The sequence below is a fragment of the Novosphingobium sp. ES2-1 genome, assembly GCF_015169775.1.
Taxonomy (GTDB): Bacteria; Pseudomonadota; Alphaproteobacteria; order Sphingomonadales; family Sphingomonadaceae; genus Novosphingobium; species Novosphingobium subterraneum.
The window spans coordinates 1612622-1631259 of sequence record NZ_CP063445.1 but is presented as its reverse complement, the minus strand read 5'-3'; the positions used below and the strand labels follow the sequence as shown (position 1 = coordinate 1631259).

The following is an 18638-nucleotide window of genomic DNA, read 5'->3' as shown; positions in this document are numbered from 1 at the left end:
TGGTTTCAGGTTTGCCGAGGGCATCTCGGTCAAGCTGATTTGATTCAAGGGCTTGAAACAAATGTTATTGTGCAATCGCCGGTCCTCGGCGATTGCACGATCCGCATTTGTTGCTAAACATGAACGAGCGATAAACAGAACAGAACGGGCCGCGTCGAAGAGTTATCCGACGGGGGCACTTGCAGAATGACGTTCAGGGAGATGCGCAAGCGGAGCTTGCTGGCAAGCGGAGGCGTTCTTGCCTTTGCGGCGATGGCCTCCACTACAGTTCCGGCGCTCGCGCAATCGGCACCCGGCCAGGCTACCACTCCGCCATCGCGCGATGAACTTCGCGGCATCACAGGGCAGGCTCCTCAATCTGCGCCACGCCTTTCGGTCAGGAACGAGATCGAGCGTTCGCCCTGTCCGCTGGAAGACCCGCAATATGCGGACATCAGGGTTACGCTGAGCGAAGTTACCTTCAACAACCTGAAGGAGATCGCACCGGACGAGCTTTCCGAGACGTGGAAGCCGCTTGCGGGAACGCCGCAGCCGATCTCTGTCCTGTGCCAGATCCGTGACGCTGCAGGAACCATGCTGCGCAACAGGGGCTACCTTGCTGCCGTTCAGGTGCCTACCCAGAAGATCGAGAACGGTCAGGTCCGGATGGAAGTGATCTATGCCCGGATCACCACCGTCCGAGCCCGCGGTGAGACTCAAGGGGCCGAGAAGAAACTGCAGCAATACCTTGGCGCCCTGACCGGCGAGGAAGTGTTCAATCAGCGCCGCGCCGAACGCTACCTTCTGCTGGCCCGCGATCTGCCGGGATACAATGTCCAACTTACGCTGAAGCCCGCAGGCACCGGAGCGGGCGATCTCGTGGCCGAGGTGAGCGTATTGCGCGAACCCTATGCTCTCGACCTGACGATCCAGAACCTTGCGTCTGAGGCTACCGGTCGATTCGGCGGACAGCTCCGCGGCCAGTTCTACGGGCTGACGGGAATGGGAGATGTCACGACGCTGTCCTACTATGCGACGTCCGATTTTTCGGAGCAGCATATCCTGCAGGGCAGCCATGAGTTCCGCCCCGGCTCACGTGGCCTCGTCGTCGGTGGCCAGTTCACCTATGCCTGGACCAAGCCCGATGTGGCGGGGCTTCCGGCCAATGTCTCGCTCGACGCGCGTACGCTCTATGCCAGCCTTCATGCCCGTTATCCGCTCCAGCGCTCGCTCGCTCAAAACATCTGGCTCAGCGGTGGATTCGATCTGGTCAATCAGGACGTCAACCTGATCGTGCCACTCACGCAGGACAAGATCCGCGTGGCATGGGGCCGACTGGACATGGATGCCGTCGATACGTCCCACGCCCAGCCGAGATGGCGCCTCGCGTCTTCGTTCGAAGCGCGCCAGGGGCTCGCCATCCTTGACGCGACGCGGCCATGCGCAGGCGCTTCATGTGCCACGGCACTACCCGCCAGCCGTGCAGATGCCTCGCCAACCGCTACGGTCGTGCGCTGGCAGGGTGAATACGAGCGCGCGCTTGGCAAGGTATCTTTTCTTCTCGCCCCTCGTGCCCAGTACGCCTTCAAGCCGCTGTTCGCGTTCGAGGAATTCTCGACCGGCAACTTCACGATCGGTCGCGGGTTCGATCCGGGAGAGCTGATCGGCGACGATGCCGTGGGCGCCACGGCTGAATTCAGGGGACCGCGCCTTCCGATCGGGAGCAGCCGGGAAATCCGCGTTCAGCCGTTCGTGTTCGCCGACGCCGCGTGGGTCTGGAACAAGGGGCTTGCGGGATCCGACCGCCTGACGTCTGCAGGTGGCGGTTTCCGCTCCGACATTGGCTCCCGCTTCCGTCTGGAGGCGACGCTGGCTGTGCCCCTGGAAAAGGTCGGCCTCCAGGCCCGCCGTTCCAAGCACCGCTTTCTCATGACTTTGACCACGCGATTGCTGCCGTGGAGGAACTTCTGATGCGCGCTCATGTAAAGGCCCCCCGCAAGCAACTGCTTTCAGCTTCCGGAATTGCGCTGGCGACGGCACTGGCGGCATCGGGTTCGGTTGCGCAGGCGCAATCGTTCCAGGCTACGCCGACATCGACGTTCGGCTCTGTCTCGATCAACACCGGTTCGGGCACGACCGACATCGTCGTTTCAAGCCCGAGCGCAGTCATCAACTGGACGCCGAACGATACCGCAGCAACGGGCGGGCCAATCATATTTCAGTCGGCCGGCACGACGGCTACGTTTACCAATAACCCTGCATCGAACGGCGACTTTGCGGTGCTCAACCGCATCATCCCTTCGGGATCGACACGTGCAATCCAGTTTGATGGGACGGTCGTTTCTCGTCTGCAATCAGCTGCGGGCGGCTCTGCTCCGGGCGGGACTGTCTTCTTCTACAGCCCTGGCGGCATCCTCATTGGTGCATCGTCGGTCTTCGATGTCGGCAATCTGGTTCTCACCACATCGGATCTCAATTACAGCACGACCGACGGCAGCTTTGACACCAGCGGCGCCTATGTCTTTCAGCCAGTCAGCGTGGCTGGCTCGCAGATCGTGGTCAGCGCAGGCGCTCAACTCGGCGCGACGACGGACGGCTCCTACATCGCCATGGTTGCGCCGTCGGTTACCAACAACGGCACCATCACTGTCAACGGTTCCGCCGCGCTCGTTGCTGCCGATGCTGCCACAATCACCTTTTCTCCCAACGGCCTGTTCGACATTCAGGTCGATTCCGGAACAAGCGCAACCGGCACAGTTGCGAGCAACAACGGTACGATAACCGGCCCAGCGGCGTCCAACCCGGACTTCTTCCATCGCATCTACATGGTTGCCGTCCCCAAGAACGACGCGATCACCATGGCCATCGGGGCCGGCAGTTCGCTGGGATTCGACATCGCAGGCGCGGCGGATGTCATTGGCAACACCGTCGTGCTGTCAGCCGGTAACGACGTGGCAGGCGGAAGCGCGCAGAGCTTCGCCTCCAGCGGGGGCGGAACCGGGCTCGCAAACATTTCGGGTGGCGATGCCGACTTCACGTCGAACCTGGAGGCCCGGCTGACTGGACAGTTTCAGCTTGGCTCGGGGAGCAGCGCAGGTCTGGATTTCGCGTCCAACGTCTTTGCGAGCTCGACCGGTGGTGACGTCAGCGTCTTTGCGAATGCCGGTGGGCAGGTTTCCTTCGGCGCCAACGTCGAATTCCATGCTGATAGAAGTGGGTCGAGTGCTTCGGTCCTTGCTGTTGGCGGCAGCGCGCATCTTTATGCGACTGATGGCGGCACGATCGATGTCACGGGCGATGTGCACCTCAGCGCCAATGGCTTTGGCGCTCCAGCGATTTCGCCCGATACCAACGCCGGAGACGCGCAGGGCGGCTTTGCCAAGATCCAGTCGAACAATGGCGGCCAGATCGACATTACCGGTAACGTCCAGCTTGATGCGATTGGCTTTGGCGGCCAGGCGCAGAGCGTGGGCACCGGCGCCGGAACCGGGACAGGCGGCACCGCGTGGATCCTTTCGACCGGTACGGGTGGTTCGCAGGTCAACATTCAGGGTACTGCACTCCTTGATGCCACGGGGCGAGGATATGACGGTGCCGGCTGTGTCACGTGCGCGCTTGACGGTGGTAGTGCGCAGGGGGGGCTTGCCGCAATTCGCGCCAACGGTGACTCCACCATAGCCATCGGCGCTGCTTCGGCACTGTCAGCCCGTGCGCAGGCGGGCAGTTCGGCAAGTGGCGCGGGCGGCAATGCCACGGGGGGGCTGATCAGCGTCTACGCGCTCGATACCGCCTCTCTGTCACTGCAGGCTCTCGATGGTTTTGCAGATGCAATCGGTGGAGATGGTGCAACTGTCGGTGGCTCAGCGCTTGGCGGCAATGTTTCGGTCTACACCATCGCCACCAGCGGCTCCGGATTGGTCATTAATGGACTGGCGCGTTTCGACGCTTCGGCCTTCGGGAGCAATGGTTTCGGATCGGTTGGATCATCAGGCAGTGCAAGCGGCGGTTCGGTCAATCTCTTCGCAAACACGACCAGTATAACGATCACTGGCGCCCTTGACGTAACAGCGAACGCCTCGGGCGCCTCTGGCACCGGTCTGACCACGCCGGCAACAGGCGGGTTCGTAACTGCCGAAGCGCGCAACGGGGCGACCCTTTCAGCTTCATCGGGCATTTCACTGACCGCAAATGCAACCGGCGCCGTCGCGGGTGATACGGCTGATGCGGGCGACGCGACTGGCGGCACCGTCGATGTCTTCGCCAACGGCGGCACCATCCAGACCACCGACTTGTTCATGTCTGCCAACGGCAGTGGTGGCGCTCAGTTCGGCAGCGGTGCCTCCGGGGATGGAACGGGTGGGCTCGCGCGGCTGCGAGTATCGACCGGAGGGTCACTGGCGGCGAGCGGAGATATCGCCGTCGCGGCAACCGGACGCGGCGGGGATGCGTCTGACGGTACGGGCGCGGGAGGCACAGGCACAGGCACAGGCGGCACCGCGCGGATAGCCATGACTGGCGGACAACTATCGGCCGGCGGTTCGTTTTCCTTTGTCGCAGAAGGTTATGGCGGCCCGGGGATGATCGCCGGTTTCGGCCAGGGTGGTCTGGTCGATATTGGTATCGCTGACGCTACGTTCGCGACCAGCGGCATCTCCTATATCGGCGCGATCGGTTCAGGCGGTGACGTGTTTGGCTTTGCGTCCGGCGGCAGCGCTGGCGGCGCGACCGGCGGGGCGATTTCGTTCAATGCCAACCGCAGTACGGTTCACCTCAGCCAGACTGGCAGCATTACCTTCGAGGCGACCGGTTACGCCGGTAGCGGTCGGTCCAGCGCAGATGGGCAAGGCGGAACCATTACGTTCACTGCCGGGAGTTCGACCGTCGATTCCTTCGACGGCCTGAACCTTTTTTCCGAAGGAGTAGGTAGTGATGGCCAGTCCGGAGGAAATGGCGGCACCGGACGCGGCGGCACCATCTCTCTGAATGCCAACGCCAGTCTGACCGCGCCCACGCTTATCACCGCGCCTACAGTCTCGATCAGCACGACTGGCCGTGGCGGAACGGGCGGGACGGGTGAACCCATAGGAGAAGTCGGCGGCGACGGCGGCCTCGGGCAGGGCGGCACGATCAATCTGAATGCGGCTGTCGACGGCGGCTTGATCAGCACTGGTCAACTCAACGCAAATGCGTCCGGCGTTGGCGGCAACGGCGCTCTGGGAACGATGAATTCTCCCACCGGTGACCGCGGTGGAAACGGCGGGGCCGCGCTTGGCGGACAGATCAATCTCAATTCTTTCGCAGCGTCAGGCGGCAGCGGAGCAGGCGGATACGAACTCGGTTTCGTCATCATCAACGCGGGTGCGCTTGGCGGCGCAGGCGGAGACGGAGGCGAAGGTCCGACGCCCGGCGTTGGCGGAAATGGCGGCTCGGCGACAGGGGGGACGATCAACCTGCTGTTCGACCGTGGCGGCAGTCTCCTCTCCTCCACTGACGGGTTCAATGCGCTTGCCGATGCCACCGGCGGCAACAGCGGAACTTGCGGCGTTACATGCAGCGCGGCTGGTGGAACGGCTGTGGGCGGCTCCATCAATCTGGGTTCGAACGGCGCGACCACCGGGAACGAGGTATCGTTCACCGCAGGCCTCAATCTTTCGGCGTTCGGCAGCGGCGGCGGATCGTCCGGCGGGGCAGGCGGCAATGGCACGGGTGGCAACATCGCCGTGCGGCTCGGATCGGGCCTGTCCTTCGCTGCCGACGATGTGACGATTTCGGCGACAGGCGAAGGTGGCGATCAGTTTACGTCGCTCAGCGGTGGCAACGGCGCGGGTGGCAACGCATCCTTCACCGCGTCGGGGACAAGCACCGCGGGCATCTCTGGCACATTGGCCATCTACTCGGACGGCACGGGAGGTGCTGGCCGCGATGTCGGGGCCAACGGTGGTAACGGAACCGGCGGTACAAGCCGTCTTTACAGCGACGGTGGAAGCATCACCATCGACGGCGGCGCAACCATCGAAGCGAGTGGCTTTGGTGGTGCCGGATACCTCAACGGACCGAGCGGACTCGGCGGCGCGGGTACCGGGGGCACCGCATTGCTGACGGTCGGCACGCCTGATGACCTTGGCAACAACGGTAGCATCGACATCGGCGGGTTCACGTTCGTGACTTCCGAAGGCACTGGCGGCGACAGTTTTGCCGGCGGCGTCGGTACCGGCGGGTTCGTCGGAATTTCGGCCAGGCAGGGAACGCTCGTTCTCGGCCAGACATTCGCAACCGCTGACGGATTCGGCGGCTTCGGCCAGTTCGGCGGCGCAGGCGGCGCTGCGCAAGGTGGCGAGGTCGAAGTGTTCGCCAACAGCGCGCTCGAAGGCGCGAGTTCTGTAACCATCAGCAATCTTGTTGCCGATTCATCGGCATTTGGCGGCTTTGGCGGATTGGCCTCGTCTCCCACCGGCAATGGCGGCGCGGGTGGCGATGCTACTGGCGGAACGGCCTTGATCTTTGGCACTGCAGGCAATGGCCAATTGCAGATCAATTCCGTCAACGTCTCTGCCGGTGGCTTCGGCGGCGGCGGGGGTGACGGATTGAACGGCGGAGCAGGTGGTACTGGTGCCGGCGGTAGAGTCCAACTCGGAACCGCCAGCGGGCTCGCTACAGGCGCGATCAACTCCGGATCGGCCACCTTCGGGTCTGTGCTTACCAGCGCTTCGGGCGTCGGCGGGGATGGCGGTGCAGGCGATCTGTCCTTCGGAACGGGCGGCAGTGGTGCCCTTGGGGCGGCAGGTGGATCGACATTGCTCGTTCGCGGCAGCCAGGTAACCATCACAGGCAGCGGCAGTTTCAACGCCCATGGGACAGGCGGCAATGGGGGTGACGGCGCAACTGCAGGTTCCAGCGGCAATGCGACTGTAGGCACTAATGTCGCGACCGACCGGGTTTCTGGTGCGGCCCTGGTGGTTACCCACCGGTTCCAGCAGCCGGGCCAACTTGGCAGCCTGACCGCAGGCGATCTCAGCTTCAGCGCGATTGCGGTCGGAGGCACGGGGGCGACCTCTGGAACCGGCACCATCATCGGCGATGCCATCGACATGGAGATGAATGGCGGCAGCTTGACTGGTACGAATGCTTCGTTCGTCGCGATCGCCGATAACGTGGCTGCAGGCGCTCTTGCGGACTACGTTTCGTTGACCAACTCCACCGCGGACCTATCGGGCAGCCTGTTCCTCTCGACGCCCAATGCATTCTCGATCCTGCTCGATCAGTCCACGCTGACAGCCGCAAATGTGGCAATCGACGCGGGCAACTGGGTTCTTCCGGGCACGGCTCCGGCAAGCGTCGGGACTTTGACTGGCACCAATTCGCTGAGCCTCTCTTCGGGCCAGGATATTGTCGGCTATGCCAACCTGTCGACGCAGGGCTCGCTAACGCTGCAGGCACTGGGGCGGATCGATCTGGGTGCTCTCTTCGCCGTCGGCGCAATCGACGTGACGGCGGGAGGGGCCATAAGCCTTGGCGACCTGACATCCAGCGATTCCATAGATCTCGAGACGCTGGGCGTCACCGTGACCGGCAACATGACAGCAGCGACATCTGTCACCGTGCAGTCGGCCGGCAGCGTGACGACCGGCAATATCTCGGCCGGAACGGGCACGCCGAACGGCAGCAACGGCGATCTCTATTCGGTCGGGATCACGTCTGGCGGCAGCGTCCAGACAGGTTCCATCTTTGCAGCTTCGGACGCTGGAATCAGTGCCGTTGGCAGCGTGACGACGGGCTTCGTGCGAGCCTATGACACCCTGCTTCTGGCCGGAACTGGCGTCACCATCGACAGTCTTTCGATCGTCAATCGCACCCTCATTGCCAACGCTTCGATGGCCGCGCTGGGCCAGACGGCCAATGGCTTCGACAAGGAACTGGTATTTGCAACAGCGCCCGTCGCAGTAGGCGGAGCGGTCCGGATCACAAACTCGTCCGGCTCCGGCAGCCTCACAGCAGGCGTGGGAGGCGATCTGACAACCGGCAACCTGTCGGTTTCCAACTCATTGAGACTTTCCGCGGGCGGAAGCCTGACTGTCGGGCAAGTCTCGGCGGGCTCGGGCACGCCAACCGCCAGCGGAGCGGGGCTGATCTCGATCGCGGCCGATGGCAATGTCAGCACTGGCAACCTGACCTCCAGCGGAGACGTCCGCGTTGCGTCCGGTGGCGGTCTCGGCACTGGTACCGTTGTCGGGTATGACGTACTGCTCGGCTCGGTTGGTGACCTCTCCATAACCGGTCTCAATGTCGTCAACCGTGTGCTCATCGCCAACAGTTCGATGCAGGCTTTGGGGCAGACCACGAACGGGTTCGACAAGGAACTGGTGTTCGGTGCGACGCCGGTGGCCCTGACCGGGGCGGTGACGATCTCCAACAATTCAAGCGTCGGTTCGTTGCGGATCGCCGCCGGGACCGGGGTGACCACGGGCAACGTGTTTTCTGGCGGCCGGATAGGGATAACGGCCAACGGTCCATTGACCTTCTCGAGCCTTCAGGCGCAGAACGATCGCATCGAGATTATCTCGCGCAATCAGTCGATTACCACAGCCTCACTCGTTTCGGGAAGCGACATCCTCGCAAGTGGCGCCACGGCGCTTAATCTCGGGACGGTGCGAGGCCGGGATGTGGTGCTGCTTTCAGGGGGAACCGCATCCGTCCAGACCGCTCTGGCAGGGGCCGTGTTCAGCGCGACGGGCCAACTGACGAATGCCACGGGCCGCTTGTTGATTGCGGGCAGTTCCATGCTGCCGACCACCGCGCAGCCCGGAAGTATCAACTACCCGGCAATCTTTGCGGCGACCCCGGCAGCTACCGGCAGCAATGTCACCATCGGCAATGTAGCGATTGCCGGGCGGATCGCAGTAGCCACGGAGGGCGACTTCTCCGGCGCAGGGATGCGGTCCTTCAACGACATCAAGATCGAGGCCGCCGGAACAGCGACGGTGGCACGGCGCTGGTTGGCCACGCAGGTCCGGATCGTGTCCGGCGACATTTCGATTATCGACAACGGTAACGCGACCCTTCCGACCGGCCAGACAATCCTTTCGGGTATCCAGACGGCGGAGACGGGCTTTGTCGACCTGATCTCCAATTCGACCAGGACCGCGCTGATCGGGGATGGGCTAGCCGCAAATGGCGGATACGCACTGAGCAATGCCGAGATCGGCCTCGTCTCGACCGGCGAGTTTGTCATCGCTGCGGTGGATCGCTCTGCCAACGCAACGGACATGTTGATTGGTAACGTTTCGCTGGTGGCGGGGGGAGCCATCGGATCGACCAATGTGGCGGGCACCACCGGCAGAGTCATCTTTGCCTCGGGCGAACTGCAGACGGAGATACCGGGCGGCGCAATCCGTGTTGTCGGCGCGATTACCGGGACCGGCTTTGCTCAGTCCAACGTTCTCGAATTCACGACGGGCCGTTTCGAGCTGGATGCCGCGACAGGATCGATCAATCTTACTTCGGCCAGCCAACTGGGGAGCACTGCCCCCCTTGGTGGCGTTCTGGAGATCAATGCGGACCATATCCATGTAGCGTCGGGCAGCATTCTCGAAAAACTTGCGGCAGATCCATTCTACGAAGGCAGGATCGCCGAACTGAATGCGCCGGCATCTGTCCAGCGACCGGAAGGGGTGCTTCGCAGCCTGGGGCTGGACCTTTATCCGACAGGCACGCTCTATATCCAGAACACCGGCACGACGCTCAATCCGGCTGGCTTCCTTGCAGATGCCGACCTGACCGATGTGACCGCGCCGACCAACTCGGCGGCAGGATCAATTTCCATTGTCGTCAATGGCGCTTTCCAGACCCCTGACGGGATCGTTACCGGAGCGGCGGCACACGGCCTTGTGGTCAATTCGCCGGACGCCGATTTCACGCCCTTCACGGCTGACAGCCAGATCAACGGCTGCCTGTTCTCCGTGGCGTCATGCGCTTCTGCCATGGAGGGCCCCGATACCATCGGGTCTATTTCGGGCCAGATTGAAATTATCTCCAACGAAACGCTGGGAAGCACGCCGGCGTTTGTCGAAGAACCGTCTGGGCCGACCTCTGACGAGAATAGCGATGATCCTGCACAGGAAGAGCAGCAGCAGGAGGAGCGGGCTAACGAAGGGGAGGATGCAGCCTCCAGCCCAATCGCTCCGCCACCGCAGCTGATCGACAGCAAGCCTCTCGATCCCGTGGGGCAAATCGAGCAACCGGTGGCCGGCAGTGGCAATCCGGCCCTGATCGGGTCGGTCGTGAACGAGGACAGCGCGGAAGGAGACGCCCAGTGAACGCGCGCATAAAGACAATTCGCAGCAGCGCCATGATGGCGGCACTCCTGGCATCGGCGGCAACGCCGTTGCAGGCGGCCGAAGGGCAGCAGCCTCTGTCGATCCGCAACTCGTTCCGTGTTGGCAGTTCGGGTGTGACCTGCACCGCGCAGAATGCTCCGCTGGACAAGCGGCTGGGCGGTATCTTCGATCGTGGTTACCGGGTCAGTTGTCGAGACGCCGCCGGGGCAGTGGGCAGTCTGATTGCCGTGAGGCGGGACATCTCCATGGGCAACGAGCCCACCGGCCTTCCCGGCGTGACTTTGGCTTGCGGGGGCGAAGGCAGCGTCGCGATCGAAACGCTGGGCCGGGTTAGCGCAGTGAACTGCCGCGACCAGAACGCCAATGTCGAATACAAACGCTATGCGGTGAAGCGCGGCGGGACCACCTACTTTGTTGAAGGGCTTGCAGGCTATGATCCGGCGCTGCGACTGGCTCTCGCGAGCGTTGTCAGCGACAGTCCGGTGCCGGGCGAAATCCGCGTGGCGACGACCGAGGTCAGCGATCCTGCCGCCTTCGCGCGCGTGCAGGCGGGGCAACTGGATCGCCTCGGTGCGCGGGACGAAGGCTATTTGCGCAACAATGGCGGCCGCTTTGCCGAATCCTCGGAGTTTTTCGAGGCGTTGGCCAGTCGTGATCGCTCGACCGGTGGGGCAGGACTTGCAGAAGCCCTGGCCAATCAGGGCCTGCAGCAATCCAATCTCGGCAACTTCACGGCAGCCGACCGCCTGCTTTCACAAGCAGCCGGAGCGCTTTCGCGGGGGGACGGCGTGACGCAGCGCCTGATCCGTAACTATCGTGCAATCAACCGGCTCAACCAGCGCAAGGCTGCGGCTGCGCTGAAGGAACTGGCAACGCCCGTGAGCGCCGTCGGGGACGTCTATGACCGGCCCAACCTTGCGGCTGGGGTGATCAATGCGCCGCTGGCCGAACAGATCAACCGCGAGAGTTCGTCGCTCAAGCGGCTGGGGGCGGTCGATCCCGGGCTTACCGACCTTGAGCGCGCAGAGATCCTCGATGCGCAAGCCGATGCCCTGAAGGCAACGGCGGCGCGCGTTCAAGGCAGGCTGGATGAAGCAGTGGCAGGATTTGAAGGCGCCAGCCGGAGGCTCGAAGCGGTAAGGGGCGGGCGCGTTGCCTCCGCCGGCTGGCTGCGTGCAGAAATCCAGATAGAGCTGGCATTGCTGGCCGAAGCGCAGGGCCGCAAGGCTGACAGCGGTGCGGCTTTCGACCGGGCAATTGCCCTGATCGGTGCATCCTTCCCGCAATCACCGGCCTTGCTGGCCACGCAGGCCCGCAAAGCGGCGTGGCTTGGCCGCAGCGGCGACGAGGCCGGAGCCCTGGCGCTTTATGGAAAAGTCGTCGAGGAAAGCCTGTCGGTCCCCGATGCCGGGACGACATTGCGCGATCTGCTCGGACCCTATTTCGGGTTGCTGGCCAAGAGCAACGGACCAGATGCAGCCAAGGCAACGTTTGTGGCCTCGCAAGTGCTTCAGCGTCCGGGCGTTGCCCAGACGCAGGCAGTGTTGGCGCGCCAGATGTCAGAAGGCAATGACGAGGCAGCGGCGCTGTTCCGTCTGTCGCTGGTCCGCACCCGTGACATCGCCCGCACCGAGGCTCTGGTCGAACAGCTTTCAGCGGTTGCCATGCCTGACGAGAAGCAGAGAGCCGCGCTGGTTGCGGCGCAGGACAACCTTGCCTCATTGCGTCGCGACCAGACGGCTTTGGTAAGCAAGTTGGCGGCGTTTCCGCGCTATAACGTGCTGGCGCCGCGTGGCGTTGAGCTGGCTGAACTGCAGGCCGCACTCAAGCCGGGGGAATCCTATTACAAGCTGATGCTGGTGGGCGACCGCGCCTATGGTCTGTTTGCGACAAGTGGCGATGCGCGCGTCGTGGACCTTGGCCTGACGCCAGCGGCCTTGGCCAGGCAGGTTCAGGACATTCGCGATACGATCGTGAAGGTCGAGAATGGCCAGCAGGTCAATTATCCCTTCGACCTCGACAAGTCCCGCGCGCTCTACAAGGCCGTGTTCGGACAGGTTGAGGATTTGCTGCCCGGCACGCGTCATCTGATCTTCGAACCGGATGGCGCCATGCTGCAGCTTCCGCCAACGGTTCTGGTAACCGGCGACAAGGGCATCGCGGAATACAAGAAGCGGATGGAGAGCCCGGACGGCGATCCCTTCGACTTCACCGGTGTCGAGTGGCTGGGCCGTGGGCGCGAGGTTTCGATTGCGGTGAGCCCGCGCGGATTTCTCGATATTCGGAAGCTCGCAGCCTCCGGGGCGCCGCGAAATTACCTGGGACTAGGGCATAATGCCAAGCCCACGCAACGGCCTATGGCGGCGGTGGCGGATGAATGCGATTGGCCGCTGGCCACTTGGCAGAATCCGATCTCTGCCGACGAGCTGCTCTTCGCGCAGAAGAAGCTCAGCCTGGGTGGTAGCGCGGTGAAGACCGATGCGCAGTTCAGCGACAGCGCCCTACTGAGCGAAAGTGACCTCGATCAGTATCGCGTGCTGCACTTTGCGACGCACGGCCTTGTCACGGCTCCGCGCGCGGATTGCCCGGCACGCCCCGCGCTGGTGACCAGTTTCGGGGACATGGGTTCTGATGGTCTGCTGAGCTTCCGCGAAATCTTCGACCTGAAGCTGAATGCAGACCTTGTGATCCTTTCAGCCTGCGATACGGCCGGGATGGCAACGGTGGCAGCCAGCCGGGAGGCGGGCGTCACCACCGGCGGCAATTATGCGCTCGACGGGCTGGTCCGCGCTTTCGTCGGCGCGGGTGCGCGTTCGGTGATTGCCAGCCACTGGCCGGTGCCGGACGACTTCGACGCCACCAAGCGTCTGATCGGCGGTGTCATCGATTCCAGGCCCGGGCAGGAACTCGCAAGTGCTCTGGAGGGGGCTCAGGAAAAGCTGATGGACGATCCCAATACGTCCCATCCTTTCTATTGGGCTGCATTCATCATCGTGGGCGACGGCGCAAAGCCGCTGGTAACCGGCAATGCACCGATGACGACGCAGGCTTCGCGATAAGCGCAGCTTTCGATGCTGGTACGTAAAGGCCCGCAGGTGATCCTGCGGGCTGAACTTTGCGGTTAACGGGCCGTCCTCAATCCTGTCGGGAATACAGGATCGGAGATGCGCAATGTGGCTTGAGAACAACGGCACGGCACGCCGCTCTCCGTACTCTGCAGGCGTTCCAGAGGGTCCGATCCCGGCGGCCTATCGCCGCGGCATCTTCAGGGCCAAGGTTAACGCCCATGAATTGACCGGTACGCACGCACAGATCGAATGTCTGGAGAATCCGAGCCCGGGCACCATGGTATGGCTGACCTTCACGGGGCTCGAATCACGGGCGGCGATTGTCGAGGATAGTGCAGCGTTCAGGATCAGGCTGCGGTTCGTCGAACCATTCCATCCCGCAGTGCTCGATGCCATCCTGCAGGGCAGGTTGGGCGTGTTTCACTGAGGCAAGGGCAAAGCCAGCCAACACCGGCGCAGCCGCTATGCCCTGAATGAAGGGCGGGGCATGATGCTGAATTGCTTGGAAGAAAGTGGCTCCCTGAGTAGGATGATCCGCGCATATTTTAAAGCCTTGTATTTGCGTATTTTTGTGTTGCGGGAGTAGTGTTGGTGACATCAGTCGTGCCATCAAGTTGGAGCGGCTAAGTCTCCATTGATGGCACGCTGCTTCCACGCCTCGATGTCGGCTTCGGTCCACGCGACTCGTCCGCCTCCAAGCGCTCGATTCTTGGGAAAGGTGCCTTGGTTCATGCGGCGGTAGATGGTGGCCACGCCCAGCGAGGTCTGCTCCACCACATCCTTCAGCTTGAGCAGACGGCCGGGCGATTTGAATTCAGGGTTGGCGCTCACAGGAGGGCTCCTTGGGCTGCTGATTGGCTCTCTTGGTCTCGGGTTTGGCGGTGGCAGGCGAAGCACATCCACGGCCCTCGTGCGCCGGTGTGGCTAATGGTGGGGTGCTTCGCGCCGCAGGCGCAACGGTCGGGTTTCCAGCTCAGGACCATGCCGCAACTCCACTCTGCGCTTCGACTTCGGCGAGGGTGCGGTGGGAGGCGAAGGGGAAGGGTTCGGCGCTAGGCTTGGGGCCGTTGGTCCGCTCGGCAAACTGGGCGAGATATTGATGCCCTGCAGGCGTTACCTCTAGTTTCAAGCGAAGCGCAGGGCGGGCGATCGGGGAGAGGAACGCGGCGCGCATCAGTCGATCCCCAGCGCGTTCTTGTAGGTTTCGAGGACCGCTTCCATGTCGCGGCGATCGTCGGGACGCATTTTGCGCAGGCGGACAATCTGACGCATGATTTTGGCGTCGTAGCCCGAGGCCTTCGCCTCGCCGTAGACATCCTTGATGTCGTCCCCGATGCCCTTCTTTTCCTCCTCAAGGCGCTCGATCCGTTCGATTAGGAGGCGCAGCCGATCATCGGGGGAGCGATGCTGTTCCGGGAGGTCGATGGGTATGGTGATCTGCGCATCGCCGTCGGAGTTGGCCTGGATGCGCGCACCCTTGCGATACAGATCCTCGGCCAGCTTCTGCAGCTTGCCATCTGCCTGCTGAAGCACCGTGCGGCGCCCAACGTGATCGGGAGCGGAAACCACGCCTTCGGCTTCCATCAGTTCGACGTGGCGCACGGCGACGTTGTACCCCACGCCCATCTGGCGCTGAAGCCAGCTGATCGAGGCTTTCTGATGATGCAGCACAAGAGCCTTGGCATCGTCGTAATCTGCAAGCGCATTGATGGGCGCGGTGGCAGGTGGGGCAGCGGCAGTCTGTACAGACATGATGAGTCCTTCCGTGAGGCGGGGTCTCAAGGGACCGGTTTAGTCGAGCCACCAGCGGCGCGGGGCCTCTGGTGTTGTGAGGGCCGGTTCCACAACAGGAGCCGGAATGGATTGACGGCGAAGTGGCCGGTTCATCGCGGCGCGCAGGCGCTCGCCTGACTCCCGCCACTGGCGATCTGCATCTTCGCGGCGGCGGGCTTCGCGCGCTTGGGCGGGCAGGCAGCCCATCTGCATTGCCAGGTCGAAGCTCTCGCGCGCGGCGCGATAACGTTGGGCTAGAGGCACGGCTTTACGCGGCATCGCGGCTCTCCTGATCGAAGGGGATGGCGGGATCAGCTTCGATGCAGTCCCGGGCGCGCAACGCTGCGCAGATCGCGCGGGTCAGTTCGGCCCCGGTCAGGTGCCATCGCAGAGCGCGACGCATGAAATCCATGGTGGCCCGGGAATTGGCTGCCACGCGGTGGCGGGCGCAGATCGTAACGAGTTCCGCCTGCCACAACATGTTCAGTGCGCCGGACGGGAGCGCCTCGGCAAAAACGGACTGGGGCGCCCGCCAAAGATAATCGTTGTATCCCCCGGCAGTGATGGCCCGGTTGCTCAAGGGATAGACCCACGGCATTACTTTGGTGCCGAGCCGATCGACAACATCGGGCAACGCTGCGCGGTAGAACTTGCCGTCCCGCTCGGTATGCGCGGCCCACTGGTTGGTCGGCGTTTCCACCAAGAACTTCTCGTGCAGCGCCACGATAACGTGATGCGCGACGCCGGTCATAGCCTTGACCTGGTCTGGCAGGCGATCAAGCTTGTCTTTCTTCGACTTGATCTCAACCGCCACGATCTCGGCCTTGTCGACCGCCAGCACATCGATGCGGTTGCCAAAGGTGGCAGCGTTGACCTCGTGCATGATGCGCGCCGCTGGCATCATCTGTCGCAGACGGGCCACGACGGCTTCGCGCACTTCGCCTTCATCGGGAGAGCGATAGGCCGGCATCAGTACACCCACGCAGCGACAGTCAGCGCGACGATACTGGGCACGGCGATCCAGCTTACGATGCATACGCGGGCCAGGAAAACAGCGGCCGCCGCTTCGCGTTGCTGCTGATCTAGGGCCCCATCGGACCGCTCGTCGGCCAGCGGGAGGTAATAGTCGCGGAAGTGGTTCTTGCTCATTGGAACATCCACGGAAGAAGGGTCGGGCCGCAGCGTCCCAGCATCCAGACAAGACCGACGATTGCCGCGGCAATGCCGAAGCTTCCGGCCGTCTCGGCCAACTCTGCGCGCTGGACGCGGGCGAGCAGGGCTTCGCTTCTCAGTTGCCTGAGCTCGGCCTTGTCGATCGACACGTGAGCGCTGGTCGGGACTGCGGTGAGAACCGCGGAGCTAGAGCGCATCACGCTGCGCTCGCGCTGACATCGGCGAGGAGTGCGTTGACGCGGGCAACCCACGCAATGCGCGGCTCCGAGCCCGGAGGCATCAAGCGCTGTCCTTCCCGGAGCAGTGCGATCACTTCACCGCGCAGGCGCAGACGGTCCGAGCGTGCATTCGACTTGCGGATCACGCGGGACGAAATGCCGGCCCGTGCGCAATCGAGGCAAAACACTGCGCCGGCTGTTTGCGTCCAGCCGACCGGCAGGCGTCCGTCGGCAGCGTGATGAACGGTGCCGCACTGGCATTGGAACGAAGGCACGGTCGGGAGCGGGGCAGCTTTGAAGCGAGGCCGGGTTTGCGCAGACGGCATGGAATTTCTCCGGAAACAGGCAAGGTGCCGAGGCAATTCTGGAGCGCTTCCGGAATCGCGTCCGGCAAAGCGCAGCGGGGGAATTGGGATTGGAAGTGCGGTCAGCCGCAGCCGGTGTCGGGCGCCAGCAGATCGGGTTGCAGGGCACTGAACAGTTCAGGCTTGGCCGGATCCTGGTCTCGCATCATCTCAAGCACGTCCTGCCGGTTGGGCACGCGCAGCTTCAGCTCGATCTTGGGGTCGGGGATGGCGCTGGGGCGCAGGCCGTGCTCGTATATCTCGCTCGACTTCCAGGCATGGCCGCAGAACAGGTTGGTGCACTCGTAGTAGAGTTCGCGGTTGGTGATCGCGATCTCGCGGCTAGAGCGGCAGTTGGCCGCGCTTTGGCAGTGCGGGCAGCGCGCGCGGGCGCGGCCCTTGTGGAAGAATGGAGCCTCGCTGATCGCAGCAGCCTGCTGTTCGGTGATTGCGGTTGCGATGACTGTGCCCTCGGACATGACGATCAGCCTTCCCGCTCTTGGGCATCGAGGGCGGCGATGCCCTTAGTCAGCGATGCGATGGCTTCCTCGCCTTCCTCTCGGGCCCGGCGGCGCTTGGCTGGATCGTTTGATGCCGCTGCGTCGATGATGGCGGAGACGGCCTCACCGGTCTCCTTTGCTGCTTCGGCGGCAACCTTCATCAAGTCCGCCTTGGCAACAGACTGCTCGGCGAGCTCCAGGCGCAAGGTCAGGAGTTGCTGAAATGGAGCATGATCGCCGCCTGCATCGATGAAGGCGCGATCGAGCCGTTCGGCGTCGATCATGCGGATGCCAGCCTGCGTGTCGGGCTCTGACCAGTTGCTGATCGCGCGACGACCGACGCCACAGATCCCGGCGCAGGTATCCCATCCGATGCGCAAGGCAACGGTGGCAAGTGTCCGCTCATACGTGAGGGGCTCGCGGCGCTTGGTCATGCGGCGGCTCCGATGGTGCGTTGCCGAAAGTCGATGTTTTGGCAAGAGACGTTTGGTGTTGCAGCGGTGTAAACTACCGGGATGACCGATTCTGAAACGCCAGTAACAAACGAAAACATTGGCCGCGCGCTGACCGAATTCGCAATGCGATTTACAACTGCGATGATGGAATCCCGGTTGATGGGTCCCACCGAAGCCAACGAAATGTTGGAAGGCATTGCGCGGGCACTAACGACCGGGAAGCTCACACCGGGCGTGACCGAGCGATACCAGGCCGAAAGGGACAAGCTGCGTAGCATCATCGGGTCACACCCTCAGCCTGATTAGCGTCCAGCAACCCAAGCTCGCGCAGTCGGGCATCAACGCGGGCGTCGACTGCCGCATCGAACTCAGCCTGTTTGCGGGCAGCTGCCTGCCTGTGATATTCCGGTTCTTCCACTTCAGCGCGGCGCAGGTTCTCTTGAAGTCGTTCAAAGGCGTCGGGCTGGCCACATTCGCGCATCCACTGCAGGTGAGCGGCCCACTCAGTCATGAGCCCGCTCATACGATCGCTCCCATGTCATTGTTGAGGTGCAAAACGGCGCCGTTTTGGAAAGAGACGTGGGTCTGGCCACGGTCTACGCCATGAAATGCGGGCGGAGCGTGGGGCACTTCGACGGGGTAGATATCGGGGCGAAGGACATGACGAGAAACACCGGTGGCGGCTTCAGCTTTGAGCACGAATTCTGCGGGCATCCGCTTGGAACTCTGCACCCATTTCCAGACAGAGGTATTCGAGCAACCGACAATGCGGGCGAGCGCAGATTGCGAAGGGC

General features: G+C 63.1%; 17 protein-coding genes and 1 pseudogene. 4 read left to right on the top strand and 14 right to left on the bottom strand.

Translation table 11 applies throughout. The features are described 5' to 3' along the window. Window positions 1–186 precede the first annotated feature (186 nt). The 4 genes from IM701_RS07955 (at window position 187) to IM701_RS07940 (ending at window position 13808) form a co-directional block, all read left to right on the top strand. Window positions 187–1950: a ShlB/FhaC/HecB family hemolysin secretion/activation protein gene (locus IM701_RS07955; RefSeq protein WP_193826611.1), complete on the top strand. Its 1764-nt coding sequence runs from the start codon at window positions 187–189 to the stop codon at window positions 1948–1950. Further along, window positions 1950–10292 (top strand): hypothetical protein, encoded by an 8343-nt coding sequence (locus tag IM701_RS07950; RefSeq protein WP_193826610.1) that lies wholly within the window; start codon window positions 1950–1952, stop codon window positions 10290–10292. The genes IM701_RS07955 and IM701_RS07950 overlap by 1 nt, the downstream gene beginning before the upstream one ends. Continuing rightward, window positions 10289–13372, top strand: a complete 3084-nt coding sequence (locus IM701_RS07945; protein WP_230487614.1) for a CHAT domain-containing protein — start codon at window positions 10289–10291, stop codon at window positions 13370–13372. Before IM701_RS07950 ends, IM701_RS07945 begins: the two co-directional genes overlap by 4 nt. A gap of 112 nt (window positions 13373–13484) precedes the next feature. After that, window positions 13485–13808, top strand: a complete 324-nt coding sequence (locus IM701_RS07940) for a hypothetical protein (protein ID WP_193826609.1) — start codon at window positions 13485–13487, stop codon at window positions 13806–13808. A gap of 182 nt (window positions 13809–13990) precedes the next feature. Here IM701_RS07940 and IM701_RS07935 read toward each other — a convergent pair whose 3' ends face one another. The 14 genes and pseudogenes from IM701_RS07935 to IM701_RS07875 form a co-directional block, all read right to left on the bottom strand. Next, the gene (locus IM701_RS07935) at window positions 13991–14212 is read right to left on the bottom strand and encodes an AlpA family transcriptional regulator (protein ID WP_193826608.1); all 222 of its coding nucleotides are present in this window, start codon (window positions 14210–14212) and stop codon (window positions 13991–13993) included. A 142-nt stretch (window positions 14213–14354) separates the two neighbouring features. Beyond that, entirely contained in the window at window positions 14355–14555 is a 201-nt protein-coding gene (locus tag IM701_RS07930) for a hypothetical protein (RefSeq protein WP_193826607.1), read from the bottom strand. Beyond that, window positions 14555–14806, bottom strand: coding sequence for a DUF2312 domain-containing protein (locus tag IM701_RS21870; protein WP_370584361.1), 252 nt, complete (start codon window positions 14804–14806; stop codon window positions 14555–14557). Before IM701_RS21870 ends, IM701_RS07930 begins: the two co-directional genes overlap by 1 nt. Before the next feature lie 90 nt (window positions 14807–14896). Beyond that, window positions 14897–15073: pseudogene (locus tag IM701_RS21865) on the bottom strand (DNA translocase FtsK); the annotation flags it as partial. Between the two features lie 99 nt (window positions 15074–15172). Beyond that, on the bottom strand, window positions 15173–15433 hold the full coding sequence (locus IM701_RS07920; protein WP_193826605.1) for a hypothetical protein: 261 nt from the start codon (window positions 15431–15433) through the stop codon (window positions 15173–15175). Continuing rightward, window positions 15423–16124, bottom strand: a complete 702-nt coding sequence (locus tag IM701_RS07915; protein ID WP_193826604.1) for an NERD domain-containing protein — start codon at window positions 16122–16124, stop codon at window positions 15423–15425. The genes IM701_RS07920 and IM701_RS07915 overlap by 11 nt, the downstream gene beginning before the upstream one ends. After that, window positions 16124–16303 carry a hypothetical protein gene (locus tag IM701_RS07910; RefSeq protein WP_193826603.1) on the bottom strand — a complete coding sequence of 60 codons (180 nt, stop codon included), beginning with the start codon at window positions 16301–16303 and terminating at the stop codon, window positions 16124–16126. Before IM701_RS07910 ends, IM701_RS07915 begins: the two co-directional genes overlap by 1 nt. Then, window positions 16300–16524 (bottom strand): hypothetical protein, encoded by a 225-nt coding sequence (locus IM701_RS07905; protein WP_193826602.1) that lies wholly within the window; start codon window positions 16522–16524, stop codon window positions 16300–16302. Before IM701_RS07905 ends, IM701_RS07910 begins: the two co-directional genes overlap by 4 nt. Continuing rightward, a complete protein-coding gene (locus IM701_RS07900) occupies window positions 16524–16871 on the bottom strand; it encodes a hypothetical protein (RefSeq protein ID WP_193826601.1) in 348 nt (115 codons plus the stop codon). The genes IM701_RS07905 and IM701_RS07900 overlap by 1 nt, the downstream gene beginning before the upstream one ends. A 101-nt stretch (window positions 16872–16972) precedes the next feature. Then, entirely contained in the window at window positions 16973–17368 is a 396-nt protein-coding gene (locus IM701_RS07895) for an ogr/Delta-like zinc finger family protein (protein WP_193826600.1), read from the bottom strand. A gap of 5 nt (window positions 17369–17373) precedes the next feature. Continuing rightward, window positions 17374–17823 (bottom strand): hypothetical protein, encoded by a 450-nt coding sequence (locus IM701_RS07890; RefSeq protein WP_193826599.1) that lies wholly within the window; start codon window positions 17821–17823, stop codon window positions 17374–17376. Next, entirely contained in the window at window positions 17820–18125 is a 306-nt protein-coding gene (locus tag IM701_RS07885) for a hypothetical protein (protein WP_193826598.1), read from the bottom strand. The genes IM701_RS07890 and IM701_RS07885 overlap by 4 nt, the downstream gene beginning before the upstream one ends. Continuing rightward, on the bottom strand, window positions 18122–18367 hold the full coding sequence (locus IM701_RS07880; protein ID WP_193826597.1) for a hypothetical protein: 246 nt from the start codon (window positions 18365–18367) through the stop codon (window positions 18122–18124). The genes IM701_RS07885 and IM701_RS07880 overlap by 4 nt, the downstream gene beginning before the upstream one ends. Then, window positions 18364–18576 (bottom strand): helix-turn-helix domain-containing protein, encoded by a 213-nt coding sequence (locus tag IM701_RS07875; protein ID WP_230487613.1) that lies wholly within the window; start codon window positions 18574–18576, stop codon window positions 18364–18366. Before IM701_RS07875 ends, IM701_RS07880 begins: the two co-directional genes overlap by 4 nt. Between the last annotated feature and the right edge of the window lie 62 nt (window positions 18577–18638).

Bases quoted from the DNA above. Each gene is read 5' to 3' on its own strand.
- IM701_RS07955 (WP_193826611.1), top strand. From the start codon at position 187: ATGACGTTCAGGGAGATGCGCAAGCGGAGCTTGCTGGCAAGCGGAGGC.
- IM701_RS07950 (WP_193826610.1), top strand. From the start codon at position 1,950: ATGCGCGCTCATGTAAAGGCCCCCCGCAAGCAACTGCTTTCAGCTTCC.
- IM701_RS07940 (WP_193826609.1), top strand. From the start codon at position 13,485: ATGTGGCTTGAGAACAACGGCACGGCACGCCGCTCTCCGTACTCTGCA.
- IM701_RS07930 (WP_193826607.1), bottom strand. From the start codon at position 14,555: ATGCGCGCCGCGTTCCTCTCCCCGATCGCCCGCCCTGCGCTTCGCTTG.
- IM701_RS07920 (WP_193826605.1), bottom strand. From the start codon at position 15,433: ATGCCGCGTAAAGCCGTGCCTCTAGCCCAACGTTATCGCGCCGCGCGC.
- IM701_RS07915 (WP_193826604.1), bottom strand. From the start codon at position 16,124: ATGCCGGCCTATCGCTCTCCCGATGAAGGCGAAGTGCGCGAAGCCGTC.
- IM701_RS07910 (WP_193826603.1), bottom strand. From the start codon at position 16,303: ATGAGCAAGAACCACTTCCGCGACTATTACCTCCCGCTGGCCGACGAG.
- IM701_RS07905 (WP_193826602.1), bottom strand. From the start codon at position 16,524: ATGCGCTCTAGCTCCGCGGTTCTCACCGCAGTCCCGACCAGCGCTCAC.
- IM701_RS07900 (WP_193826601.1), bottom strand. From the start codon at position 16,871: ATGCCGTCTGCGCAAACCCGGCCTCGCTTCAAAGCTGCCCCGCTCCCG.
- IM701_RS07895 (WP_193826600.1), bottom strand. From the start codon at position 17,368: ATGTCCGAGGGCACAGTCATCGCAACCGCAATCACCGAACAGCAGGCT.
- IM701_RS07890 (WP_193826599.1), bottom strand. From the start codon at position 17,823: ATGACCAAGCGCCGCGAGCCCCTCACGTATGAGCGGACACTTGCCACC.
- IM701_RS07885 (WP_193826598.1), bottom strand. From the start codon at position 18,125: ATGATGCTACGCAGCTTGTCCCTTTCGGCCTGGTATCGCTCGGTCACG.
- IM701_RS07880 (WP_193826597.1), bottom strand. From the start codon at position 18,367: ATGAGCGGGCTCATGACTGAGTGGGCCGCTCACCTGCAGTGGATGCGC.